Consider the following 19,123-nt stretch of genomic DNA (forward strand, 5'->3'; position numbering starts at 1 on the left):
CCCCATGATGAAGTTCCGCAAAACCCAAGGGGGGAATCCATATGCGTAACGCGCTTCTGGCGGCGGTCGGCGTCGCCTTGCTGGCCGGCTGCAGCCCGGCCGAACAGGCGGAGCAGGCCAAGGCCCCTGTCGCCGAACCGGCCGTTCCCGTCGATCCGACCTTCACCGGCCTGACCCGTCCGAAGGGCGACGCCCAGTTCGGCTATTACCTGCCGACCAGCGAGGTGAAGGTCGGCGTCTACCGGCTCGACAACCTACACATCGCCGGCCAGATGGGTTTCAACGACTGGGAGAGCGGCCAGCGCACCAAGACCTACGCGCCGGTCATGCTCGAATTCGTCGACATCACCAGCCCGGCCCGCAGGAACGCCCTGGGAAACGTGGTCTATTCGGTGAAGCTCAAGGTCCTGCCGACCGCATACGCCGTCACCGACGACCGGATCCGCCTGGTGGGCAGCCATCCCAAGCTCGGCGAAGTGCGGCTGGACGCCAGGCTCGACCCGGCGGCGCTGAAGAAATCCCAGGCCGCCAAGGGCAAGGACGACGTGACCGTCGCCAGCGGCGCGCTGCAGGTCGGCGACACCCCGTTCAAGGACGTATCCTTCACCTGGCGCGGCGGCGACTGGGGTTGAGCCACTTTCGCTAAGCGCACTCTGGCGTGAGCTGGTGGGGCGGCCTATATCGGCCGCTCCCATGAGCACCGATGACACACGACTGAAGCGTTTGAAGTTCCGGGCCTGGCACCGGGGCTTTCGGGAAGCGGACCTCATCCTGGGGCCGTTCGCGGACAAATACGCCCATAGCTTGACGCCCGAGCAGCTCGACGCCTTCGAGGCGCTGATGGAGCAGGCCGACCAGGACCTCTATGAGTGGATCGTCGAGCGGACGCCGACCCCGCCTGAGTTCGACGGCGAAATCATGGGCATGATCAAGGCGTTCCGCTTCGAAGCTTACGAGGCGCGGGGAGGGCCGCATGGCGGCTGACGGTTTCCGTGCGCCGACGGCGGCGGAGACGCGGCGCATCGCCCAGGATCCGGGCCGGCTCGACCTGGTCGGCGCGCCGGAGGGCTTCGACGCCCTGGTCATGGCCGACATCGTCAAGGCGCGCGGCGGCCTTTCGATGTTCGTGGCGCGGGACGGATCGCGCCTGTCGGCGTTCGTCGACGCATTCTCGTTCTTCGCCTCGAACGTCGAGATCGTGCGCTTCCCCTCGTGGGACTGCCTGCCCTACGACCGCATCGGGCCGTCCGCGGGCGCCGCCGCCGAGCGGATGACCGCCCTGGCGCGGCTGGCCAAGGGGTTCGACCCCAAGAAGCCGGCGCTGCTGGTGACCACGGTCCCGGCCCTGCTGCAGCGCGTTCCGCCGAAGTCGGCGGTCGAGGGCGCGGCATATTCGGCCACCGTCGGCAACGTGGTCGAGATCGCCGACCTCGAACGCTATTTCGCCATCAACGGCTATCAGCGCGCCTCCACCGTGTCGGAGCGCGGCGAGTTCGCGATCCGCGGCGGGGTGATCGACGTCTTCCCGCCCAACGCCGAGGAGCCGGTTCGCCTGGACCTGTTCGGCGACACGCTGGAATCGATCCGCGGCTTCGATCCGGAGACCCAGCGCTCGACCCGCCAGCTCAAGGACATCTCGCTGCTGCCGGTCAGCGAGGCGTTGCTGGACAAGGACGCCATTTCCCGCTTCCGCCGCGGCTATGTCGAGGCGTTCGGCGCGCCGGGCGGCGATCCGCTCTACGACACGGTCAGCGAGGGCGGCCGCCGCGCGGGCATGGAGCACTGGCTGCCGCTGTTCTACCCGGACATGGCGACGCTGCTGGACTACCTGCCGTCCGACACCCTGATCGCCCTGGATCACCTGGCCGACGCGGCCCGCGACGAGCGCCTCTCGATGATCGAGGACGCCTACGACGCCCGCGCCCAGGCCGACCGCAAGGTCCACTACCGCCCGCTGGAGCCGAGCCGGCTCTACATGGACGCCGACGAGTACCGCGAACGCCTGGCCGTGCGGCCGACCCGCCGGTTCTCGGCCTTCCAGGAGGTCGAGGGCGAGACCGTCGTCGACATGGGCGCGCGGCTGGGCCGGGCCTTCACCGCCGAGCGCCAGCAGGACTCGGTCAACCTCTTCGAGGCGACCGCCGACCATGCCCGGCGCCTGGTCGGGGAGGGCAAGCGCGTGCTCTTCGCCTCGTGGTCCGACGGCTCGTCCGACCGCCTGGGCGCGATGCTGGCCGATCACGGCCTGAAGAACATCACGCTGGCGCCCTACTGGGACGCGGCCCGGGCGGCCGATCCGAAGGTGTTCCAGCGCGTGGTGCTGCCGCTGGAATCGGGCTTCGAGACCGACAAGCTGGCGGTCATTTCCGAAACCGACATCCTCGGCGACCGCCTGGCGCGGCCGCGCCGGCGGCGGCGGGCTTCGAACTTCCTGGCCGAGGCCTCGTCGCTGGCGCCCGGCGATCTCGTCGTGCACATCGACCATGGCATCGGGCGCTATGAGGGCCTGAAGACCCTCGACGTCCAGGGCGCCCCGCACGATTGCCTGGAGCTGCAGTACGGCGGCGAGGCCAAGCTCTACCTGCCGGTCGAGAACATCGACCTGCTGACCCGCTACGGCAGCGACGGCGAGGGCGTGCAGCTCGACCGCCTGGGCGGCGCGGCCTGGCAGGCGCGCAAGGCCAAGGCCAAGGAACGGCTGCGCGAGATGGCCATCGGCCTGATCCGCATCGCCGCCGAACGGGCGACCAAGGACACCGACGCCATCGTCCCGCCGCATGGCGTGTTCGACGAGTTCTGCGCCCGCTTCCCCTACGAGGAGACCGAGGACCAGCTCAACGCCATCGGCGACGTGCTGGAGGACCTGGGCGCGGGCAAGCCGATGGACCGGCTGATCTGCGGCGACGTCGGCTTCGGCAAGACCGAGGTCGCGCTGCGCGCCGCCTTCGTGGTGGCCATGAGCGGCCAGCAGGTCGCCGTGGTCGCCCCGACGACCCTGCTGGCCCGCCAGCACTACAAGACCTTCTCCGAGCGCTTCCAGGGCTGGCCGGTGAAGGTCCGCCGCCTGTCGCGGCTGGTCCCGGCCAAGGAGGCCAGCGAGACCCGCACGGCCCTGGCCAACGGCGAGGTCGAGATCATCGTCGGCACCCATGCGGTGCTCTCCAAGCAGGTCGGCTTCAAGAACCTCGGCCTGGTGATCGTCGACGAGGAGCAGCACTTCGGGGTCAAGCACAAGGAGAAGCTCAAGGAGCTTCGCGCCGACGTGCACATGCTGACCCTGACGGCGACGCCGATCCCGCGGACCTTGCAGATGTCGCTGTCGGGCATCCGCGAGATGTCGATCATCGCCACCCCGCCGGTCGACCGGCTGGCGGTGCGGACCTACATCACCCCCTTCGACCCGGTGGTCATCCGCGAGGCGCTGCTGCGCGAGAAGTACCGCGGCGGCCAGGCCTACTACGTCGCCCCGCGGATCAGCGACCTGCCGGACCTGCAGCGGTTCCTGCGCGAGCAGGTGCCCGAGGTGAAGTTCGTCGTCGGTCACGGCCAGATGGCGCCGACCCAGCTCGAGGAGGTGATGAGCGCCTTCTACGAGGGGCAGTACGACGTGCTGCTGTCGACCACCATCGTCGAGAGCGGCCTCGACATCCCGACCGCCAACACCATGGTCCTGCACCGCGCCGACATGTTCGGCCTGGCCCAGATGTACCAGTTGCGCGGCCGCGTGGGCCGGGCCAAGGCGCGGGCCTACGCCTATCTGACCACGCCGGCCGAAAAGCAGATCACCCTCTCGGCCGAGCGTCGCCTGAAGGTGCTGCAATCGCTCGACAGCCTGGGCGCCGGCTTCCAACTGGCCAGCCACGACCTGGACCAGCGCGGCGGCGGCAACCTGCTGGGCGAGGAGCAGTCGGGCCACATCCGCGAGATCGGGGTCGAGCTTTACCAGCAGATGCTGGAGGACGCGGTCAACGAGCTGAAGGAGCTGGCCGGCAAGGGCGAGGCGGCCGACCGCGGATGGTCGCCGCAGATCAACACCGGCGCCGCCGTGCTGATCCCCGACGACTACGTGCCCGACCTGAACGTCCGGCTGTCGCTCTATCGCCGCCTGTCCGAGGCCGAGAAGGCGGGCGACCGCGAAGCCCTGGCCGCCGAGATGATCGACCGCTTCGGCCCGCTGCCGCCCGAGGCCGGGCAACTGCTGAAGGTCGTGGCGATCAAGGGGCTGTGCCGCGAGGCCAACGTCGCCAAGATCGACGTGGGTCCCAAGGGCGCGGTCGTCACCTTCCGCGGCGACGAGTTCAAGAACCCCATGGGCCTGGTCGGCTTCGTCCAGAAGAACCAGGTCGCCTGGAAGATCCGTCCCGACCACAAGGTCGTGGTGAAGGGCGAATGGGAGACCCCCGAACAGCGGCTCGCGGCCGCCGAGGGCATATTGAGCGAACTGGCGAAGCTGGCGGCCTGAGGCGTTTGGCGCCAAGGCCGGCCGCCGCTGCGGCGGAGAATGCTCTAGCTGGCCTTCTGGTGCGCCCGCGCGGCGGCTTCCTCCAGCGCCTTGCCGACGCTCTCGGGCGAGGTGACCTCGGCGACGCCGATGTCGAAATCGACGACGAAGGGCGGCTGGCCGTCGCCGGCCTCGAAGGCGGTGCAGCCGATGACCGCGGCGATCCGCTCGCCGGCGGCGCGGGCGGCCGCCTTGCCGGTGGCGGGCAGGGCCAGGGCGAACACCTCCTGGCCGAGGCGCGCGGCGGTGTCCTCGACACGCACCAGGCGGCCGATCATCGAGCCGATCTGCGGGATGGCGCGGTCCAGCCAGCCGCCGGCGCGGGCGGCCGACACGTCGGAGCGTTCGGCGACCTTCAGTACGCAGACCGATAGCGGGCGGCCGCGGATGCGCGAGGCCTGGGCCAGCCGGCCGACATGGCGGGCGAACAGGTCGCGGGTGAACAGGCCGGTGGCCGCGTCCATCAGGCCCGACGTCCTGGCCATCTCCAGGGCGCGGCGGATGGCGGTCTGGCGGCGATAGCTGCGGGCCAGTTCGAGGACGCGCCGCGCCGTCTCGGTCTCCGGCGTTTCGGGGGAGGCCACGTCCGAGACGCCCCGGTGATAGGCCTCCGACATCGTCACATAGCTCTCCTGGCGCATGTAGAGCAGCGCAGGCGTGTGATAGAGGCGGGTGTTGCGCCGCATGCCGGCGGCGATGGACAGGGCTTCCTGGCTGGTGTCGCCGGCCCAGAGCACCACGGCGTCGAACGGCCGCTCATGCAGGTAATCGAAGGCCGTATAGGCGGTGAAGGCGCCGACCACCTCGGCTCCCGACCGGGTCAGGGCGTTGGCCAGGGCCAGGAACTGCGGCGCGGGCTCGCCGATCGCCAGCACATGGTAGGACGAGGCGTCCGGCTCGGGCATGTCCAGCCGCCGGCCGCGGTCGGCGAAGGTCTCCAGGCGCAGCTCGAACTCTTCCTCGGCGACGGCGGTGCGGACCAGGGTCTCCAGCCGCATCACCATCTGCGCCGGATGCACGGGCGCGGCCAGGGTGAGGTCGAAGTCGTAGGTGTCCAGTTCGGGGCCGGGGTCGCCGATGGCGATGACGGGCAGCCGGCGCGGCGCGCAGGCGGCCTTCAGCCGGCGCGACATGGTCAGCGCCTCGTGCCCGCCGCTGGCCAGGTCGACGATCGCCGCCTCGACATGCAGATCGGCCAGGGCCGCCGTGGCGGCATAGGGGCCGCGCGCCGTCACCGTGCGCCAGCCGAGCCGGTCCAGCCCTTCGGCCAGCGGTCCTGCGAGGGCGTCGTCCCTTGCAACGATCAAGACTCGCGCCTGGACGCCCGCCGTCATTCGCTTAAACCCTGGCTCTTGGTCGCGACGCCAGCGCCCAGGCTGGGCGGGAATCGACGTGCGTCTCGACTATACAGCCGCAGGGCGAATGACACAGCGACGCCGAGTCGCAAGACTGTGGAGGACGGATCGGGATGGAACAGACCCTGAAGGGCCAGGTGGCGGTGATCACCGGGGCGTCCGGCGGACTTGGCGCGCACTTCGCCCATGTCCTGGCCCGGGCCGGCGCGTCGGTCGCCCTGACGGCGCGGCGACTGGATCTGGTCGAAAACCACGCCGGCGCGATCGCGGGCGAGGGGCGCCAGGCGATGGCGCTGAAGCTGGACGTCGCCGACGCCGCCTCCATCGGTCCGGCCTTCGACGAGGTGGAGACCGCCCTCGGACCGATCTCGATCCTGGTCAACAACGCCGGCGTCGGCGGCGAGGGGCTGGCTCTCGACCTCGCCATCGAGGACTGGGACCGCACCTTCGACGTCAATGTCCGCGGCGTGTTCTTCGCCGCCCAGCAGGCCGCCAGGCGGATGATCGCGTCGGGAACGGCCGAGCGCGGCGACGCGCGGATCGTCAACATCGCCTCGATCGCCTCCCATACGGTGCTGCCGGGGCTGTCGGCCTACTGCGCGTCCAAGGCCTCGGTCGCCATGCTGACCCGCAGCCTGGCGCGGGAATGGGCCCGCCGGGGGATCGCGGTGAACGCCATCTGCCCGGGCTATATCGAGACCGACATCAATGCGGGATGGTTCAAGACCGAGGGCGGCCAGAAGCAGATGAAGGGCTTTCCGCGGCGGCGGCTGATGGAGGCGGGCGACCTCGACGCGGCCCTGATGATGCTGTGCGGCCCGGCGGCGCGGGCCGTCACCGGCGCGGTGATCACCATCGACGACGGCCAATCCTTGCCCGGCGGCGGCTGAACCCGTTGGCTGACGGCGCGTCATAGCCTCTAGGCTGGGACCAAGAGACAGGGAGACATCGTATGGGTCAGGGACCGCTTTCAGGCCTGAAGGTCGTGGAGTTCGCCGGGATCGGGCCAGGCCCGTTCTGCGGCATGCTGCTGTCGGACCTGGGCGCGGACGTGGTGCGGATCGACCGCAAGGGGCACGGCCGCGCCTCGGCGGCCGACATCACCAGCCGCGGCCGCCGCTCCATCGGCCTGGACCTGAAGAACCCCGCCTCCATCGAGACCTGCCTGAAGCTGATGGAGAGCGCCGATGCGGTGTTCGAGGGCTTCCGCCCCGGGGTGATGGAGCGCCTGGGCCTGGGGCCGGACGTCGCCCTGAAGCGCAATCCGAAGCTGGTCTATGGCCGGATGACCGGTTGGGGGCAGTTCGGCCCCTATGCCAACGCCGCCGGCCACGACATGAACTACATCGCCATCACCGGGGCGTTGCACGCCATCGGCACGGGCGAGAAGCCGGTTCCGCCGCTCAACCTGGTGGGCGACTTCGGGGGCGGCGCGCTCTATCTGGCGTTCGGGCTGCTGGCGGGGGTGCTGAGCGCGCGGGAAACCGGCCGGGGGCAGGTGATCGACTGCGCCATGAGCGACGGCGCGGCCTCGCTGATGTCGATGTTCTACGGCTTCAAGGCCAGCGGGATGTGGAAGGAGGAGCGCCGCGCCAACCTGCTCGACGGCGGCGCGCACTTCTACGACACCTACCAGTGCGCCGACGGCAAGTGGATCTCCATCGGCTCGATCGAACCGCAATTCTACGCCCTGCTGCTGGAGAAGACCGGCATCAACGACCCGGCGTTCGCCGCCCAGATGGATCGCGGCGCCTGGAACGGCCTGCGCGAGAAACTGGCCCATGTGATCGCCCAGAAGACCCAGGCCGAATGGTGCGAGATCATGGACGCCACCGACGTCTGCTTCGCCCCGGTGCTGGACCTGGACGTGGCCCCCAGGCATCCGCACAACGTCGCGCGGGAGACCTTCGTGGAGCTCGGCGGGGTGGTGCAGCCCGCGCCCGCGCCGCGGTTCTCGGTGACCCCGGGGGCGATCCAGGGGCCGCCGCCGGCGATCGGGGCGCACGATCGCGAGGCGCTCGGCGACTGGGGCTTCTCGGCGCAGCAGATCGACGAGCTCAAGGCCGCCGGGGCCCTGGCCGGATAGGACAAAGGCCCCGAAGCGCGTCGCCTCGGGGCCTCCGTTTCGCCACGTGTGGGGAGCGCGGCCTACTTCTCGGGCGCGCTGATGGTCTTCAGGTCGCTGGCCGCGGTCTTCTGGGCGGCGTGGTCTTCGGCGCCGAGCGGGATCAGGCCGCGCTGTTGCAGGTAGCCGCCCTTGCCGGTGGCGGCGTCCGACACGAACGCGTTCACATATTCCCGCAGGCCCGGGATGACGCCGATGTTCGCCTTCTTCACGTAGATGTAGAGCGAGCGCGACACCGGGTAGGAGCCGTTCGAGATGGTCTCGAAGGTCGGGGCCACGCCGTCCACGGTCGCCGCCTTGACGGTGTCCATGTTGTTCTCGAGGAACGAGTAGCCGAACACGCCCAGGGCGTTGGGGGTCTTGGTCAGGGTCTGGACGATGGCGTTGTCGTTCTCGCCGGCGTCGACCCAGGCGCCGTCGCCGCGGATCGTGTGGGCCTTGGCCTTGAAGCCGTCCTCGTCCTTCTCGCGCAGGGTCTCGAGGGTCGGGATCTTCCGCGCGCCCTTTTCCAGGCCCAGCTCGACGAAGGCGTCGCGGGTGCCCGAGGTCGGCGGCGGGCCGTAGACCAGGATCGCCTGCGACGGCAGCGAGGCGTCGACGTCCTTCCAGTTCTTGGCGGCGTTCTTGGCGAAGCCGCTGGGCGAGGGGAGCTCGGCCGCCAGGCCGCGATAGACCTGGTCGATCTTGAAGTTGTAGGTCGGGCCGTTCTTGGCGTTGGCGATGACGATGCCGTCATAGCCGATCTTGACCTCGATGATGTCGGTGACGCCGTTGGCCGCGCACTGCTCGAACTCGGACTTCTTGATCGGGCGCGAGGCGTTGGCGATGTCGGGGAAGCCCGCGCCGGTGCCGCTGCAGAACAGCTTGAAGCCGCCGCCGGTGCCCAGGCTCTCGACCTTGGCCGGACGTCCGCCCGTGGTCTTGGCGACGTTTTCGGCGACGCGGGTCGCAAACGGGAAGACGGTCGAGGAACCGGCCGCCCAGACCTGGTCGCGCCCGCTGGCGCTGGGGCCGGCGGCCTTTTCGGTTCCACCCTTCGGGGCTTGCTGGCCGCAGGCGCTCAGGGCGACGGCGGCGACGGCGAGATAGGCGAAAGTCTTCATGATCTGGCTCCGCTGGGTGACGCAGAGGCGCTAACATTGTTGTTTGACGGTTATGTGAAGGTTGAGTGACGAACGCGCGCAAACTGAACGGGTTCTACGAACCGCGTTCAGCCGGGGTTCAGCCGCCGCGGACCAGTCTCGTCCCTGGCCGGTCGTCGCTCACTCCCGTCCCTCAATGCGGCGGCCGGCTCGATGGCAATGACACGCCCATCGGCGGCGCGCCGGTTTCCCAGCAAGGGCCGGCGCGCCGTAGGCGTGCGGCCCGGCTCGATCATCGCTTGCGTGAGGGCGCGCGCTTCAGCACCTTCCGCGCCATGTCGCTGCGGCAACGAATCCTGAACCTGCGTGAAGTCGATTGGGATCCTTCCCATTGGCTGCGCCTGGCGCTGCTGATCACCGGCCGCGCGCTCCGCCGCCTCTGGGGGCGCGACGTCATGCTCTACACGGGCGGCGTCTCGTTCTTCATCATGCTGGCGGTGTTCCCGGCGCTGGCGATCGGCATCGGCCTCTACAGCCTGCTGGCCGACCCGAACGAGGTGGCGCACCAGGCCGAGGCCCTGGCCCGGCTCATGCCGTCCGGCGCCCAGGCGATCTTCCAGGAAGAGCTGGAGCGGCTGGCGCAGACGCCGTTCCACTCCGTCTCGGCGCAGAGCGGCGTGGCCCTGGTGGTCGGCGGCTACGCGGCCCATCGCGGCTTCAAGGCGCTGCTGGCGGGCCTGTCGTTCATCCACGACGAGGAGGCGCCGCGCGGCTTCCTGGGTTTCAACCTGCTGGCCCTGGTGGTGCTGATCGCGGCCTTCGTGATGCTGGCCTCGCTCTCGGCGGTGTTCTTCTACTTCCGCTTCGTCGCCGCCGCGTTCGGGCTCCGGCCGCTGGCGGGGGTGTCCTGGCTCTACAGCGAATGGACCTGGGTCAGCTTCGGCCTGACGATGGCGATGACCATGATCTATCGCTTCGCCATGTCCAGCCGGGCGGTGGCCTGGCTTCCGTCGATCCTGGGCGGGGTGTCGGCGGCGATCCTCTGCCTGCTGGTGTCGTGGGCCAGCGCCTTCTATGTCGAGCAGATCGCCCATCTGGGCGCGACCTACGGCTCCGTCGCCGCGGTCGTGGTCTTCCTGATCTGGCTGTCCTGGAGCGTGAACGCCGTCTTCTTCGGCGGGGCGTTCGCCACAGAGATCGAGATCGTCCTGGGCGAGCGGCGCCGGCAAAAGGCCCTGGCGCAGGCGGTCGACCCTAGCCTGGCCGCGCGACCAGAAAACTGAGCACGCCGTCGGTCTCGGCGCTCTCCACGACCACGAAACCGCCGCCGGCCGCGAAGTGCGGGACGTCGATCCTCGCCAGCGGATCATCGGCGAGCAGCCGCACGCGCGCGCCCGCAGGCGCGTCCTCCAGGGCCCGTCGCAGGCGCAGGGTCGGCACCGGGCAGCGATGGCCGCGCGCGTCGACGGTGATCTCGGCAGTAAACATCTTGTGGGGCCATACAGGCAGATTGTCCTGAACCCAAGCGTCGCCGTTGCGTTGTGGCTCACTTATGCAAGGCAATGGGGGAGGGCGCATGAGCGGCAGCTTCACAACCAATGTTCCGGCCCGGCTGGACCGGCTGCCCTGGAGCCGTTTCCACTGGCTGGTGGTGACGGCGCTGGGGATCACCTGGATCCTGGACGGCCTGGAGGTGACCCTGGTCGGCTCGCTGTCGCCGGCGATCTCGGAGGGGCTGGGCCTCTCCACCACCCAGATCGGGCTTTCCGGCAGCGCCTATATCCTGGGCGCGGTGCTGGGCGCGCTGGTGTTCGGGCGGCTCACCGACAGCTTCGGCCGCCGACGGCTCTTCACCATCACGGTCGGGGTCTATCTGGTCGCCACCATCGCCACGGGCTTCGCCTGGGACTTCTGGTCGTTCGTGCTGTTCCGGTTCCTGACCGGAGCGGGGATCGGCGGGGAGTACGGCGCGGTCAACTCGGCGATCCAGGAGCTGATCCCGGCCCGGCGGCGCGGCTATACCGACCTGGCCATCAACGGCAGCTTCTGGGTCGGCGCGGCGCTGGGCGCCGCCGGCTCGCTGATCGTCCTGGACCCGAACCTCGTCGACCAGGCCTGGGGCTGGCGCCTGGCCTTCATCATCGGCGGCCTGCTGGCCCTGATCGTCATCTATGTCCGCCGGTTCATTCCCGAGAGCCCGCGCTGGCTGATGACCCACGGCCACCCCGAGCAGGCGGTGGCGGTCGTGGCCGCCATCGAGGCCAGCGTCGAGCGAGCCTCCGGTCGCCCGCTCGGACCTATGGATGAGCTTCCCCGGCTGCGCCTGCGCCCGATGAAGACCTCGTGGTTCGACATCGCCCGGTCGCTGATCGTCCACCATCCGCGGCGGACGGTGCTGGGCCTGGTGCTGATGGCGACGCAGGCCTTCTGCTACAACGCGATCTTCTTCACCTACGCCCTGATCCTCACGAAGTTCTACGCGGTGCCGGCCTCGGCCATCGGCTGGTTCATCCTGCCGTTCGCAGCGGGGAATTTCCTAGGCCCGCTGCTGCTGGGCCACTTCTTCGACAGCATCGGCCGCAAGCCGATGATCGCCCTGACCTATGGCGTCGCCGGGGTGCTGCTCTGCGTGACGGGCTGGATGTTCTCGGAGGGCCTCCTGACCGCGGCCTCGCAGACCGCCGCCTGGACGGTGATCTTCTTCTTCGCATCGGCCGGGGCCAGCGCCGCCTATCTGACGGTCGGCGAGAGCTTTCCCCTGGAGACCCGGGCGGTGACGATCTCGCTGTTCTACGCATTCGGGACGCTGCTGGGCGGGGTCGGCGGGCCGGCCCTGTTCGGGGCGCTGATCGACACCGGCGCGCGCAGCCAGATCCTCTGGGGCTATCTGCTGGGCGGGGGGCTGATGCTGGTCGCCGCGGTCGTCGAGCTGTTCCTGGGCGTGGCGGCCGAGCGCAAGCCCCTGGAGGAGGTGGCCCGGCCGCTGTCGATGATGGACGACGCGCCCTAGGCGGGCCAGGCGGCGGGATGGGCGCCGAGCGGAGTGGTCGGCCTGGTCCATCGCGCCGGGGTGAGGGACATCTGCACCGGAGGCCGCAGATGCCGGACCGGGCCGAAGCCCGAGGGCGAGTCCATGCGCCAGCCGTCGATCTCGGCGGGGGAGGCCGGCTGCGTGGCGGCCAGCGCCTCCACCGGCCTCAGGCCGAGCGCGCGGAGCCACATCGCCGTCTGGGCCAGCGAGACGCGCACCATGTAGCTGCCGCCGTACAGCGCGCGCCGCTGCAGCGCCACCATGGTTCCGAAGGCGGCCAGGAAGCCGGTCGTGTAGTCCGCGACCGCCGCCGGTTGCAGCCGTGGGCCCGCGCCGCCGAACGCCGCGCCATGGATGTCGGCCATGCCGGTCACGGTCTGGGCGAGCTGCTCCCAGCCCGGGCGGCCCGACCAGGGCCCTTCGTGCCCGTAGGCGTTGATCGAGGTGTAGACGATGCCGGGACGCAGCCGGGCCAGGTCCAGCGGCCCCAGCCCCATGCGTTCCAGCGAGCCGAGCCGGTAGCCCTGGCTGAACACGTCGGCTTCGGCGACCAGCTCCTTCAGGCGCGCCAGCTCCGCGGGCAGGTCGAGCCAGGCCGACAGCTTGCCGTGGCCCACGTCGCTGATGAAGAACTCCGTCGCCGGGAGGTTGGGCGAGGCGATGTAGAGCACGTCGGCGCCGTGCTGGGCCAGGGTGCGTCCGCAGGTGGGCCCCGCGAGGACCCGCGTCAGGTCGAGCACGCGCAGGCCGGAGAGCGGCGCGTCCCCCGCCGCCGGCAAGGGCATGGGCGGGCCTTCGGCGATCTTCACGACCTCCACGAGCGGGCGCGCGGCCAGGATGCGCCCTTGCTCGGACTGGTCCCACTCCTCGGCGGTGCGGACCATCGCCCCGCAGACGCCGGCCTCGGCGATCGCGTTCTCCAGATCCATCGCCGTCCAGGTCATCGCGGCCGCCGCGACGGCGGCGGTGTCGGCGGGCGAGCCGAGCAGCCTGTGCAGCTTGGCGGCGCTGCTCGGAAAGCTAGGGTGCAGGAAGACGTGCCGGCGGTCCTTGGTCTCGAAGAACCCCATGGCGGGCGTGCCGCGCCCGCCGCCTCCGGCGTCGTCGGGGCGCAGCGGCGGCGCGCGGGACGAGTCCTCGAACACCTGCAAGGCGAAGCTCAGCAGCGCCGCGCCGGCCTCGCGCGGCGACACCGCGACCTCCTGGGCCTGGCCCGAGCGCATCGTCCAGAGCTCGGCGGCCAGGGTCCCCACCGCAGCCAGCGCCGCCGCCGCGGCGGCCTCGGCGTGGAACCGGGTGTTCAGCGCCGGCGGCTCGTCGGCGATGCGGACGAAGTCGGGGCGCGGCCGTCCCGCCAGCCGCATCAGTTGGTCGAACGCCTGGTCGGCCGGGGTCATCGGGGGCCTCCGGCGGCTTCCGTCGCGGTGACTGCGAACACCTGCTCGGCCGTGGCCGCGGGCAGGACGCGGTAGTCGCCGGCCTCGAGGTCGTCGGGCAGGGAAAGCCCCCCGATCCGGTCGCGGTGCAGGGCGGTCACGTGGTTGCCGACCGCCGCGAACATGCGGCGGACCTGATGATAGCGGCCTTCCTCGATCAGCAGCCGGGCCTTGCGTTCGCCGAGCGGCTCCAGCACCGCCGGCAGCAGCGGCTTTTCCTCGCCCTCCAGCATCAGCGCGCCGGCGGCGAAAATCTCGCCTTCGTGCCCCTCCAGCGGCCGGTCGAGGTCGGCGACGTAGCTCTTCTGAACGTGACGCCGCGGCGAGATCACCCGATGCAGGAAGTCGCCGTTGTCGGTGATCAGCAGCAGGCCGGAGGTCTCCTTGTCCAGGCGCCCGACGCTGGAAAGCGCCGGGTCCCGCACCCGCCAGCGCGGCGGCAGCAGGTCGTAGATGCGGTCGCCATATTCCTTGTGGGAGCAGACCACGCCCAGCGGCTTGTGCATCATCACCACCAGGGGCGGCGGCGGATCGACCGGCTGGCCCATCACCCGCATCCGCTGCGGCAGGTCCGCACCGATCGCGATCCGCGCGCCGGCGTCGGTCAGCGCCACGCCGTCCAGCACGATCTCCCGCGCGGCGACCAGTCCGTGCATCTCCTTGCGGCTGCCATAGCCCAGGTTGGAGAGCAGGCGGTCGAGCCGCATGGTCGGGACCTTGCTCATCGTCGGGCCTCGTAGATCTTGTAGCCGCCGCTGTCGGCCACCGGGACGACGGTCTTGAACGCCTCGGCCAGCGCCGCTTCGTAGGGCAGGTGGCGGTTGGCGGTCAGCCACAGGCGTCCGCCCGTCCGGAGCACCCCCGCCGCCGCGCGGATGAACGCCTGGCCCAACATGCGGTCTTCCTGGCCGCCGTCGTGGAAGGGCGGGTTCATGACCACGAAATCCAGGCCCGACAGCGCCTTGGCGGCGTTGCGCACGTCGGCCCATTCGAAGCTGGCGCGCGGATCGACGATATTGTGGCGCGCACAGTCGAGGGCGCGTCGATCAAGCTCGATCAGCTTCAGGGTCTGCACGTCGGGCGAGGTCAGCACCGCGCGCGACAGCCAGCCGATCCCGCATCCGAAGTCGGCGCCGTGACCCGCCAGCGGGGGCAGGTTGCGCAGCAGCAGCTCGCTGCCCGGGTCCAGGCGATCCCAGCTGAATACGCCTGGCTGCGACCACAGGCCGAGCGGCAGGATGCGCGGCGCGCCGTCGTCCAGCGCGCCGGCCAGGTTGAGCGCGGCCTGGGGCCGTTCGAGCTCGCAGATCCGATGATGCCGGCGCGAGGTCTCGGCGACGTCGCAGCCGAAGCCTTGCAAGGTCTTTTTCAAGCGCAGGCCGCCGCGATCCTTCGGCGCGGCCGCCGTCAGGAGCCCGCCGGGCTTGAGCGCCCGCAGGGCCTGGGCCAGCAGGTATCGCGCCTCGATGGCGCCGCCGGGAACCAGCAGGGCGATCTCGTCCAGCGAGGCGTCGTCCAGCGAGGCGATGTCGTCGGACCCCGGGATCAGCGGCGAGAGCTGGCGCGCGCCCCTGGGCGTCTCGATGACGTCAGGCGGCGGGTTTCCATAGACGGCGGCGAGCAAGGGCATGGTCCGGGGCGGCGAATCCTAAGGGCGCATCTCTAACCCGTCGCAATCGGACACCGAAGTTGAGTTGGCGGCGCGTCGCGACGGGTCCACCCCTCTTGGCATGGCTAAGATACATTCGACAGCCGTTGTCGCGCCCGGCGCGCAGATCGACGGGACTGCGGCCTAAAACCCGCCGCCGCTTGCTGTTTACGCCGCAATGGGCCAAGTCGTGACCCCGTGCCTGGACGGTCGAGTCCGGTTTGCACCACATTCCTGTGGAACTGGTCCGCGCTTGGTTGTGGAATCGCCGGCGGTCACGGCAGGGACGTACGAGGAGTTTTGCGAGCATGTCAGTGTCACCCCCCAACGGAACGCGCCCGGCGGTCACCCAACTGAAGCCCCGGATCGTCGTGTTCGGTGTGGGCGGCGCGGGCGTCAACGCGGTCAACAACATGATCGAGTCGGGGCTGGAGGGCGTCGACTTCGTGGTGGCCAACACCGACGCCCAGCAGCTATCGCTGTCGCTGGCCAGCCAGCGGATCCAGCTTGGCGTGCGGGTCACCCAGGGGCTCGGCGCCGGCGCCAATCCCAATGCCGGCCTCAGCGCCGCCGAGGAGTCGGCCGAGGACATCATCCGCTACCTGGACGGCGCGGACATGGTGTTCATCACCGCCGGCATGGGCGGCGGCACCGGCACCGGGGCTGCGCCGTTCGTCGCCCGCTGCGCCCGTGAGCGCGGCATCCTGACCGTCGGGGTGGTCTCCAAGCCGTTCCGCTTCGAGGGCCGCCACCGCATGCGCCTGGCGGAAGCGGGCCTGCAGGAACTGCAGCAGTACGTCGACACCTCGATCATCGTGCCCAACCAGAACCTGTTCCGGGTGGCCACCGAGCAGACCACCTTCGCCGAGGCCTTCGGCATGGCCGACCAGGTGCTGCATTCGGGCGTGCGCTCGATCACCGACCTGATGGTGCTGCCGGGCCTGATCAACCTCGACTTCGCCGACGTCCTCAGCGTCATGGGCGGCATGGGCGCGGCGATGATGGGCACGGGCGAGGCCACCGGCGCCGACCGCGCGGCCGTCGCCGCCCAGAACGCCATCCAGAACCCGCTGCTGGACGAAACCTCGCTAGCCGGCGCCAAGGCGGTGCTGATCAACGTCACCGGCGGGACGGACATGACCCTGCTGGAGGTCGACGAGGCCGCCAACGTCATCTCCGATCAGGTCGATCCGGACGGCAACATCATCTTCGGCGCCGCCTTCGATCCGTCGCTGGAGGGCAAGCTGCGGGTTTCCGTGGTGGCCACCGGCATGAACTCGCTGAACGGCGGGGCCGAACAGGCGCAGGCCCCGGCGACGCCGGCGGCGTCGCTCGCAGCGGATGGCGCTTCGTCGTCAACGCCGCGCCGCTTCTGGTGACGCGGCGGGGCGGCCGGGCGCGGCTCAGAACGTGAACGTCAGGCCGACCAGCGGCCCGCTGAACGAGGCGTCGTAGATCAGCCGGTCGCCCTCCCACTTGGTCGAGTAGTAGCGGTAGCCGGCCTGGGCGGTGATCGTGTCGTTGAAGCGGTAGGACAGGTAGCCCTGCAGCTCGTAGAGGTAGTCGGAGGAAACCCCGAACCCGCCATAGGTGGCGATGCCGGTCAGGCCGAAGTGTTCGCTGAGCCGGGTCTTGCCGCGCACCCCGACGACCGGGTCCCAGAGATCCTCCTCCGTGCCGAAGGAAACGCCGCGGTTGGCGGTGCGGACCGAGACGTCGGTGTCGATCCCGAGGTAGTGCGCGCCGCCCAGCAGGTCGACATACGCCGTCTCGGTCTCGTAGGCCCGCCAGTAGGCGACGATGAGGCCCTTCGTGCCGGAGATCTTCACCTCGCCGTCGATGGCGGGCAGCGGCCCGGCGGTGATGTTCTTGTCGGCCTCGATCTCGTAGTAGGTCAGGTCGCCCAGCACCCCGAACCGGCCGTAGCGCACGTCGACGGCGCCGGTGAACGCGCCGGACAGGCCGATGTCGTCGAAGTTCACGTGGATGTCGGGATCGAGACCCCCTCCTGGGGTGCGCCCGGACTCGGCGGTGACGTCGCCCTGCGGGAACGCGACCCAGAGGTAGGGCGTCACCGAGATGCTCCAGTCGTCCTCGGCCTGCGCAGCCAGCGGGAACATGGCGGACGCCAGCAGCAACGTGAAAACCCCGATCGTGCGCATGAAGTGTCTCCTGGATGGCGACAGGGAGACTGGGCGATCGCGACGATCAATGCTGTCGGGGGAAGACCCTAGGGGCGCTGCGCGAACAACCTATTCGACGGGCTTCCTCCGATAGACCTCTTCGTCCAGTTCGCCTTCCCACTTGGCGACGGTGACGGCGGTGGAGAGGTCGCTGGTCGCGTTCGTGATCGTGCGGGTCATGTCCAGCAGCCGGTCGAACGGCAGGACGAAGCCCACCACCAGGGCGGTCTGCTCGGCGCCCAGGCCGATCACCTGCAGCACCGCCGCCAGCATGAACAGCGAGGCCGAGGGCACGGGCGCGGTCCCCAGCGCCACCACCGTCGTAGCCAGCGCCAGCATCACGTACTGCGAGAAGTCCAGTTCGACCCCGAACGCCTGCGCCGACAGCATCGCGAGCAAGGCGACATAGAGGGCGGTGCCGTCCATGCTGAGCGTGACGCCCAGGGGCAGGGCGGTCGACGTGACGGCGTGACTGACGCCGAGGTTCTTCTCGGCGACGCGCATGGCCACCGGCAGGGTCGCGGCGCTCGACGAGGTCGAGAAGGCGATCGTCACCGCATCGGTGATGTCGCGGAAGAAGGGCAGGACCGGCATCCGCGCGAAGAAACGCACCAGCCCGCCATGGACCACCAGGGTCTGGACGGCGCAGCCGAGGACCAGGGCCAGGGCCAGCTTCATGACATGCAGGAAGGCGCCGGGCCCGGACGTTCCCATCACCCAGGCGACCAGGGCGAAGACCCCGAACGGCGCGACCTCCATGATGAACCGCACGATCTGCAGCATGATGTCGGCGCCGATCTGGAAGATCCGGGCCACCGGCTCGCCCCTCGGCGCGATGGCCAGGATGCCCAGGCCGACCAGGATGCCGAAGAAGATCACCGACTGGATGTTGCCTTCGGCCAGCGCCGCGATCGGATTGGTCGGGATGATGCCGATCAGGTGCTGGCCGAGGCTCGGCGGCGCCTTGGTCACCGCCTGGGGCGTGGCGCCCGACAGGTCCATGCCGACGCCGGGCTGGAAGATCGTCCCCATGGTCAGGCCGACGGTCACCGCGAAGACGGTCAGGGTCAGATAGATGACCAGGGTCTTGATGCCGATCGATCCCAGCCGCCGGGGATCGCCCATGGCGGAAATCCCCGACACGATCGAGAAGAAGACCAGGGGCGCCACGATCATCCGGATCAGCCGGATGAAGACGTCGCCCATCCACTTGATCTGGACGGCGGCCTCGCCCAGCGCCAGTCCCACGGCGGTCCCGAGAACCAGGGCCAGCAGGATCCGCTTCCACAGCGCCACGTCGAACCAGTAGCGTCGGAGCGGGCCGTGGCCCTTGGCGGCTTCGGGCGCGGCGTCTTGGTCAGTCGCCATACTGATTCCTCAGATTGCGGCGCGGGGAAGGACTGACTGACGATAGGCGCACGAACGCGCAACAGGCCAGCCCGGAGCGCGATCATGGACCGGCTGCGCCCGGAGTTGGCCTGAAGGAGGACTGGTTTGGAGGGCGCCGTGCGCCTCAGCTCGACGAGCTAGCCGCGGCCTTCATCCGGCGGCGGCCGGCGATCAGGGTCGCCGTCCCGGAGGCCAGCAGGGCCGCCGCGCCGATCAGCCAGGGGCAGTGAGGCTGGCCCGCAGCGCCGCAGATCACCCCGAGATTGGCGACGCCGCGCGCGGCCAGCCAGGCCATCTCGGCGCTCAGCGCCGATCCCACGAGCATGACCGCTCCGGCGGCGGTGACCAGATCCGACTTCAACTGCGTCATGGC

General features: G+C 70.0%; 16 protein-coding genes and 1 pseudogene. 8 read left to right on the forward strand and 9 right to left on the reverse strand.

Going from position 1 to position 19,123, the window contains the following annotated elements; translation table 11 throughout:
• The first annotated feature begins 41 nt into the window (after positions 1-41).
• From RTL41_RS11495 to mfd, 3 genes are all read left to right on the forward strand, one after another.
• Positions 42-632 (forward strand): hypothetical protein, encoded by a 591-nt coding sequence (locus RTL41_RS11495; protein ID WP_312164471.1) that lies wholly within the window; start codon positions 42-44, stop codon positions 630-632.
• 61 nt (positions 633-693) lie between these two features.
• The gene (locus RTL41_RS11500; protein ID WP_312164473.1) at positions 694-984 is read left to right on the forward strand and encodes a succinate dehydrogenase assembly factor 2; all 291 of its coding nucleotides are present in this window, start codon (positions 694-696) and stop codon (positions 982-984) included.
• Entirely contained in the window at positions 974-4,462 is a 3,489-nt protein-coding gene (gene mfd / locus RTL41_RS11505) for a transcription-repair coupling factor (RefSeq protein WP_312164475.1), read from the forward strand. The genes RTL41_RS11500 and mfd overlap by 11 nt, the downstream gene beginning before the upstream one ends.
• A gap of 44 nt (positions 4,463-4,506) precedes the next feature.
• Here the strand turns inward: mfd and RTL41_RS11510 are convergent, their stop codons facing one another.
• Positions 4,507-5,835 (reverse strand): diguanylate cyclase domain-containing protein, encoded by a 1,329-nt coding sequence (locus tag RTL41_RS11510; RefSeq protein ID WP_312164476.1) that lies wholly within the window; start codon positions 5,833-5,835, stop codon positions 4,507-4,509.
• Between the two features lie 134 nt (positions 5,836-5,969).
• Here RTL41_RS11510 and RTL41_RS11515 point away from each other — a divergent pair, with 134 nt between their 5' ends.
• Both RTL41_RS11515 and RTL41_RS11520 read left to right on the forward strand, forming a co-directional pair.
• Entirely contained in the window at positions 5,970-6,746 is a 777-nt protein-coding gene (locus tag RTL41_RS11515) for an SDR family NAD(P)-dependent oxidoreductase (protein ID WP_312164478.1), read from the forward strand.
• Positions 6,747-6,808: 62 nt separating this feature from the next.
• Positions 6,809-7,942: a CaiB/BaiF CoA-transferase family protein gene (locus RTL41_RS11520; RefSeq protein WP_312164480.1), complete on the forward strand. Its 1,134-nt coding sequence runs from the start codon at positions 6,809-6,811 to the stop codon at positions 7,940-7,942.
• A 62-nt stretch (positions 7,943-8,004) separates the two neighbouring features.
• Here the strand turns inward: RTL41_RS11520 and RTL41_RS11525 are convergent, their stop codons facing one another.
• The gene (locus tag RTL41_RS11525; RefSeq protein WP_409418327.1) at positions 8,005-9,084 is read right to left on the reverse strand and encodes a substrate-binding domain-containing protein; all 1,080 of its coding nucleotides are present in this window, start codon (positions 9,082-9,084) and stop codon (positions 8,005-8,007) included.
• A 278-nt stretch (positions 9,085-9,362) separates the two neighbouring features.
• Here RTL41_RS11525 and RTL41_RS11530 point away from each other — a divergent pair, with 278 nt between their 5' ends.
• A complete protein-coding gene (locus RTL41_RS11530; protein WP_312164482.1) occupies positions 9,363-10,346 on the forward strand; it encodes a YihY/virulence factor BrkB family protein in 984 nt (327 codons plus the stop codon).
• Here RTL41_RS11530 and RTL41_RS11535 read toward each other — a convergent pair.
• A complete protein-coding gene (locus tag RTL41_RS11535) occupies positions 10,318-10,551 on the reverse strand; it encodes a sulfurtransferase TusA family protein (protein ID WP_312164484.1) in 234 nt (77 codons plus the stop codon). The genes RTL41_RS11530 and RTL41_RS11535 overlap by 29 nt on opposite strands.
• Positions 10,552-10,639: 88 nt before the next feature.
• Between RTL41_RS11535 and RTL41_RS11540 the strand changes: the two genes are divergently transcribed.
• Entirely contained in the window at positions 10,640-12,073 is a 1,434-nt protein-coding gene (locus RTL41_RS11540) for an MFS transporter (RefSeq protein ID WP_312164486.1), read from the forward strand.
• Here the strand turns inward: RTL41_RS11540 and RTL41_RS11545 are convergent.
• From RTL41_RS11545 to RTL41_RS11555, 3 genes are read right to left on the reverse strand one after another with little or no spacing between them, the layout of a single operon-like run.
• Positions 12,070-13,491: a CoA transferase gene (locus RTL41_RS11545; RefSeq protein ID WP_312164488.1), complete on the reverse strand. Its 1,422-nt coding sequence runs from the start codon at positions 13,489-13,491 to the stop codon at positions 12,070-12,072. The two genes, RTL41_RS11540 and RTL41_RS11545, sit on opposite strands and share 4 nt — an antisense overlap.
• Positions 13,488-14,255 carry a 16S rRNA pseudouridine(516) synthase gene (locus RTL41_RS11550; protein ID WP_312164490.1) on the reverse strand — a complete coding sequence of 256 codons (768 nt, stop codon included), beginning with the start codon at positions 14,253-14,255 and terminating at the stop codon, positions 13,488-13,490. Before RTL41_RS11550 ends, RTL41_RS11545 begins: the two co-directional genes overlap by 4 nt.
• Positions 14,252-15,160 carry a class I SAM-dependent methyltransferase gene (locus tag RTL41_RS11555; RefSeq protein ID WP_312164492.1) on the reverse strand — a complete coding sequence of 303 codons (909 nt, stop codon included), beginning with the start codon at positions 15,158-15,160 and terminating at the stop codon, positions 14,252-14,254. The genes RTL41_RS11550 and RTL41_RS11555 overlap by 4 nt, the downstream gene beginning before the upstream one ends.
• A gap of 326 nt (positions 15,161-15,486) precedes the next feature.
• Here RTL41_RS11555 and ftsZ point away from each other — a divergent pair.
• Positions 15,487-16,506: pseudogene (ftsZ, locus tag RTL41_RS11560) on the forward strand (cell division protein FtsZ); the annotation flags it as partial.
• Positions 16,507-16,581: 75 nt separating this feature from the next.
• On the opposite strand, the gene RTL41_RS11565 reads toward ftsZ, so the two are convergent.
• The 3 genes from RTL41_RS11565 to RTL41_RS11575 all read right to left on the reverse strand — a co-directional run bounded on the left by RTL41_RS11565 (position 16,582) and on the right by RTL41_RS11575 (position 19,120).
• Complete coding sequence (locus tag RTL41_RS11565) at positions 16,582-17,340, reverse strand: hypothetical protein (RefSeq protein ID WP_312164493.1); 759 nt, start codon at positions 17,338-17,340, stop codon at positions 16,582-16,584.
• 90 nt (positions 17,341-17,430) lie between these two features.
• Complete coding sequence (locus tag RTL41_RS11570; RefSeq protein WP_312164495.1) at positions 17,431-18,729, reverse strand: dicarboxylate/amino acid:cation symporter; 1,299 nt, start codon at positions 18,727-18,729, stop codon at positions 17,431-17,433.
• Between the two features lie 145 nt (positions 18,730-18,874).
• Positions 18,875-19,120: a hypothetical protein gene (locus tag RTL41_RS11575; protein ID WP_312164497.1), complete on the reverse strand. Its 246-nt coding sequence runs from the start codon at positions 19,118-19,120 to the stop codon at positions 18,875-18,877.
• Positions 19,121-19,123: the final 3 nt, after the last annotated feature.

This window comes from Phenylobacterium sp., assembly GCF_031984885.1.
GTDB lineage: Bacteria > Pseudomonadota > Alphaproteobacteria > Caulobacterales > Caulobacteraceae > Phenylobacterium.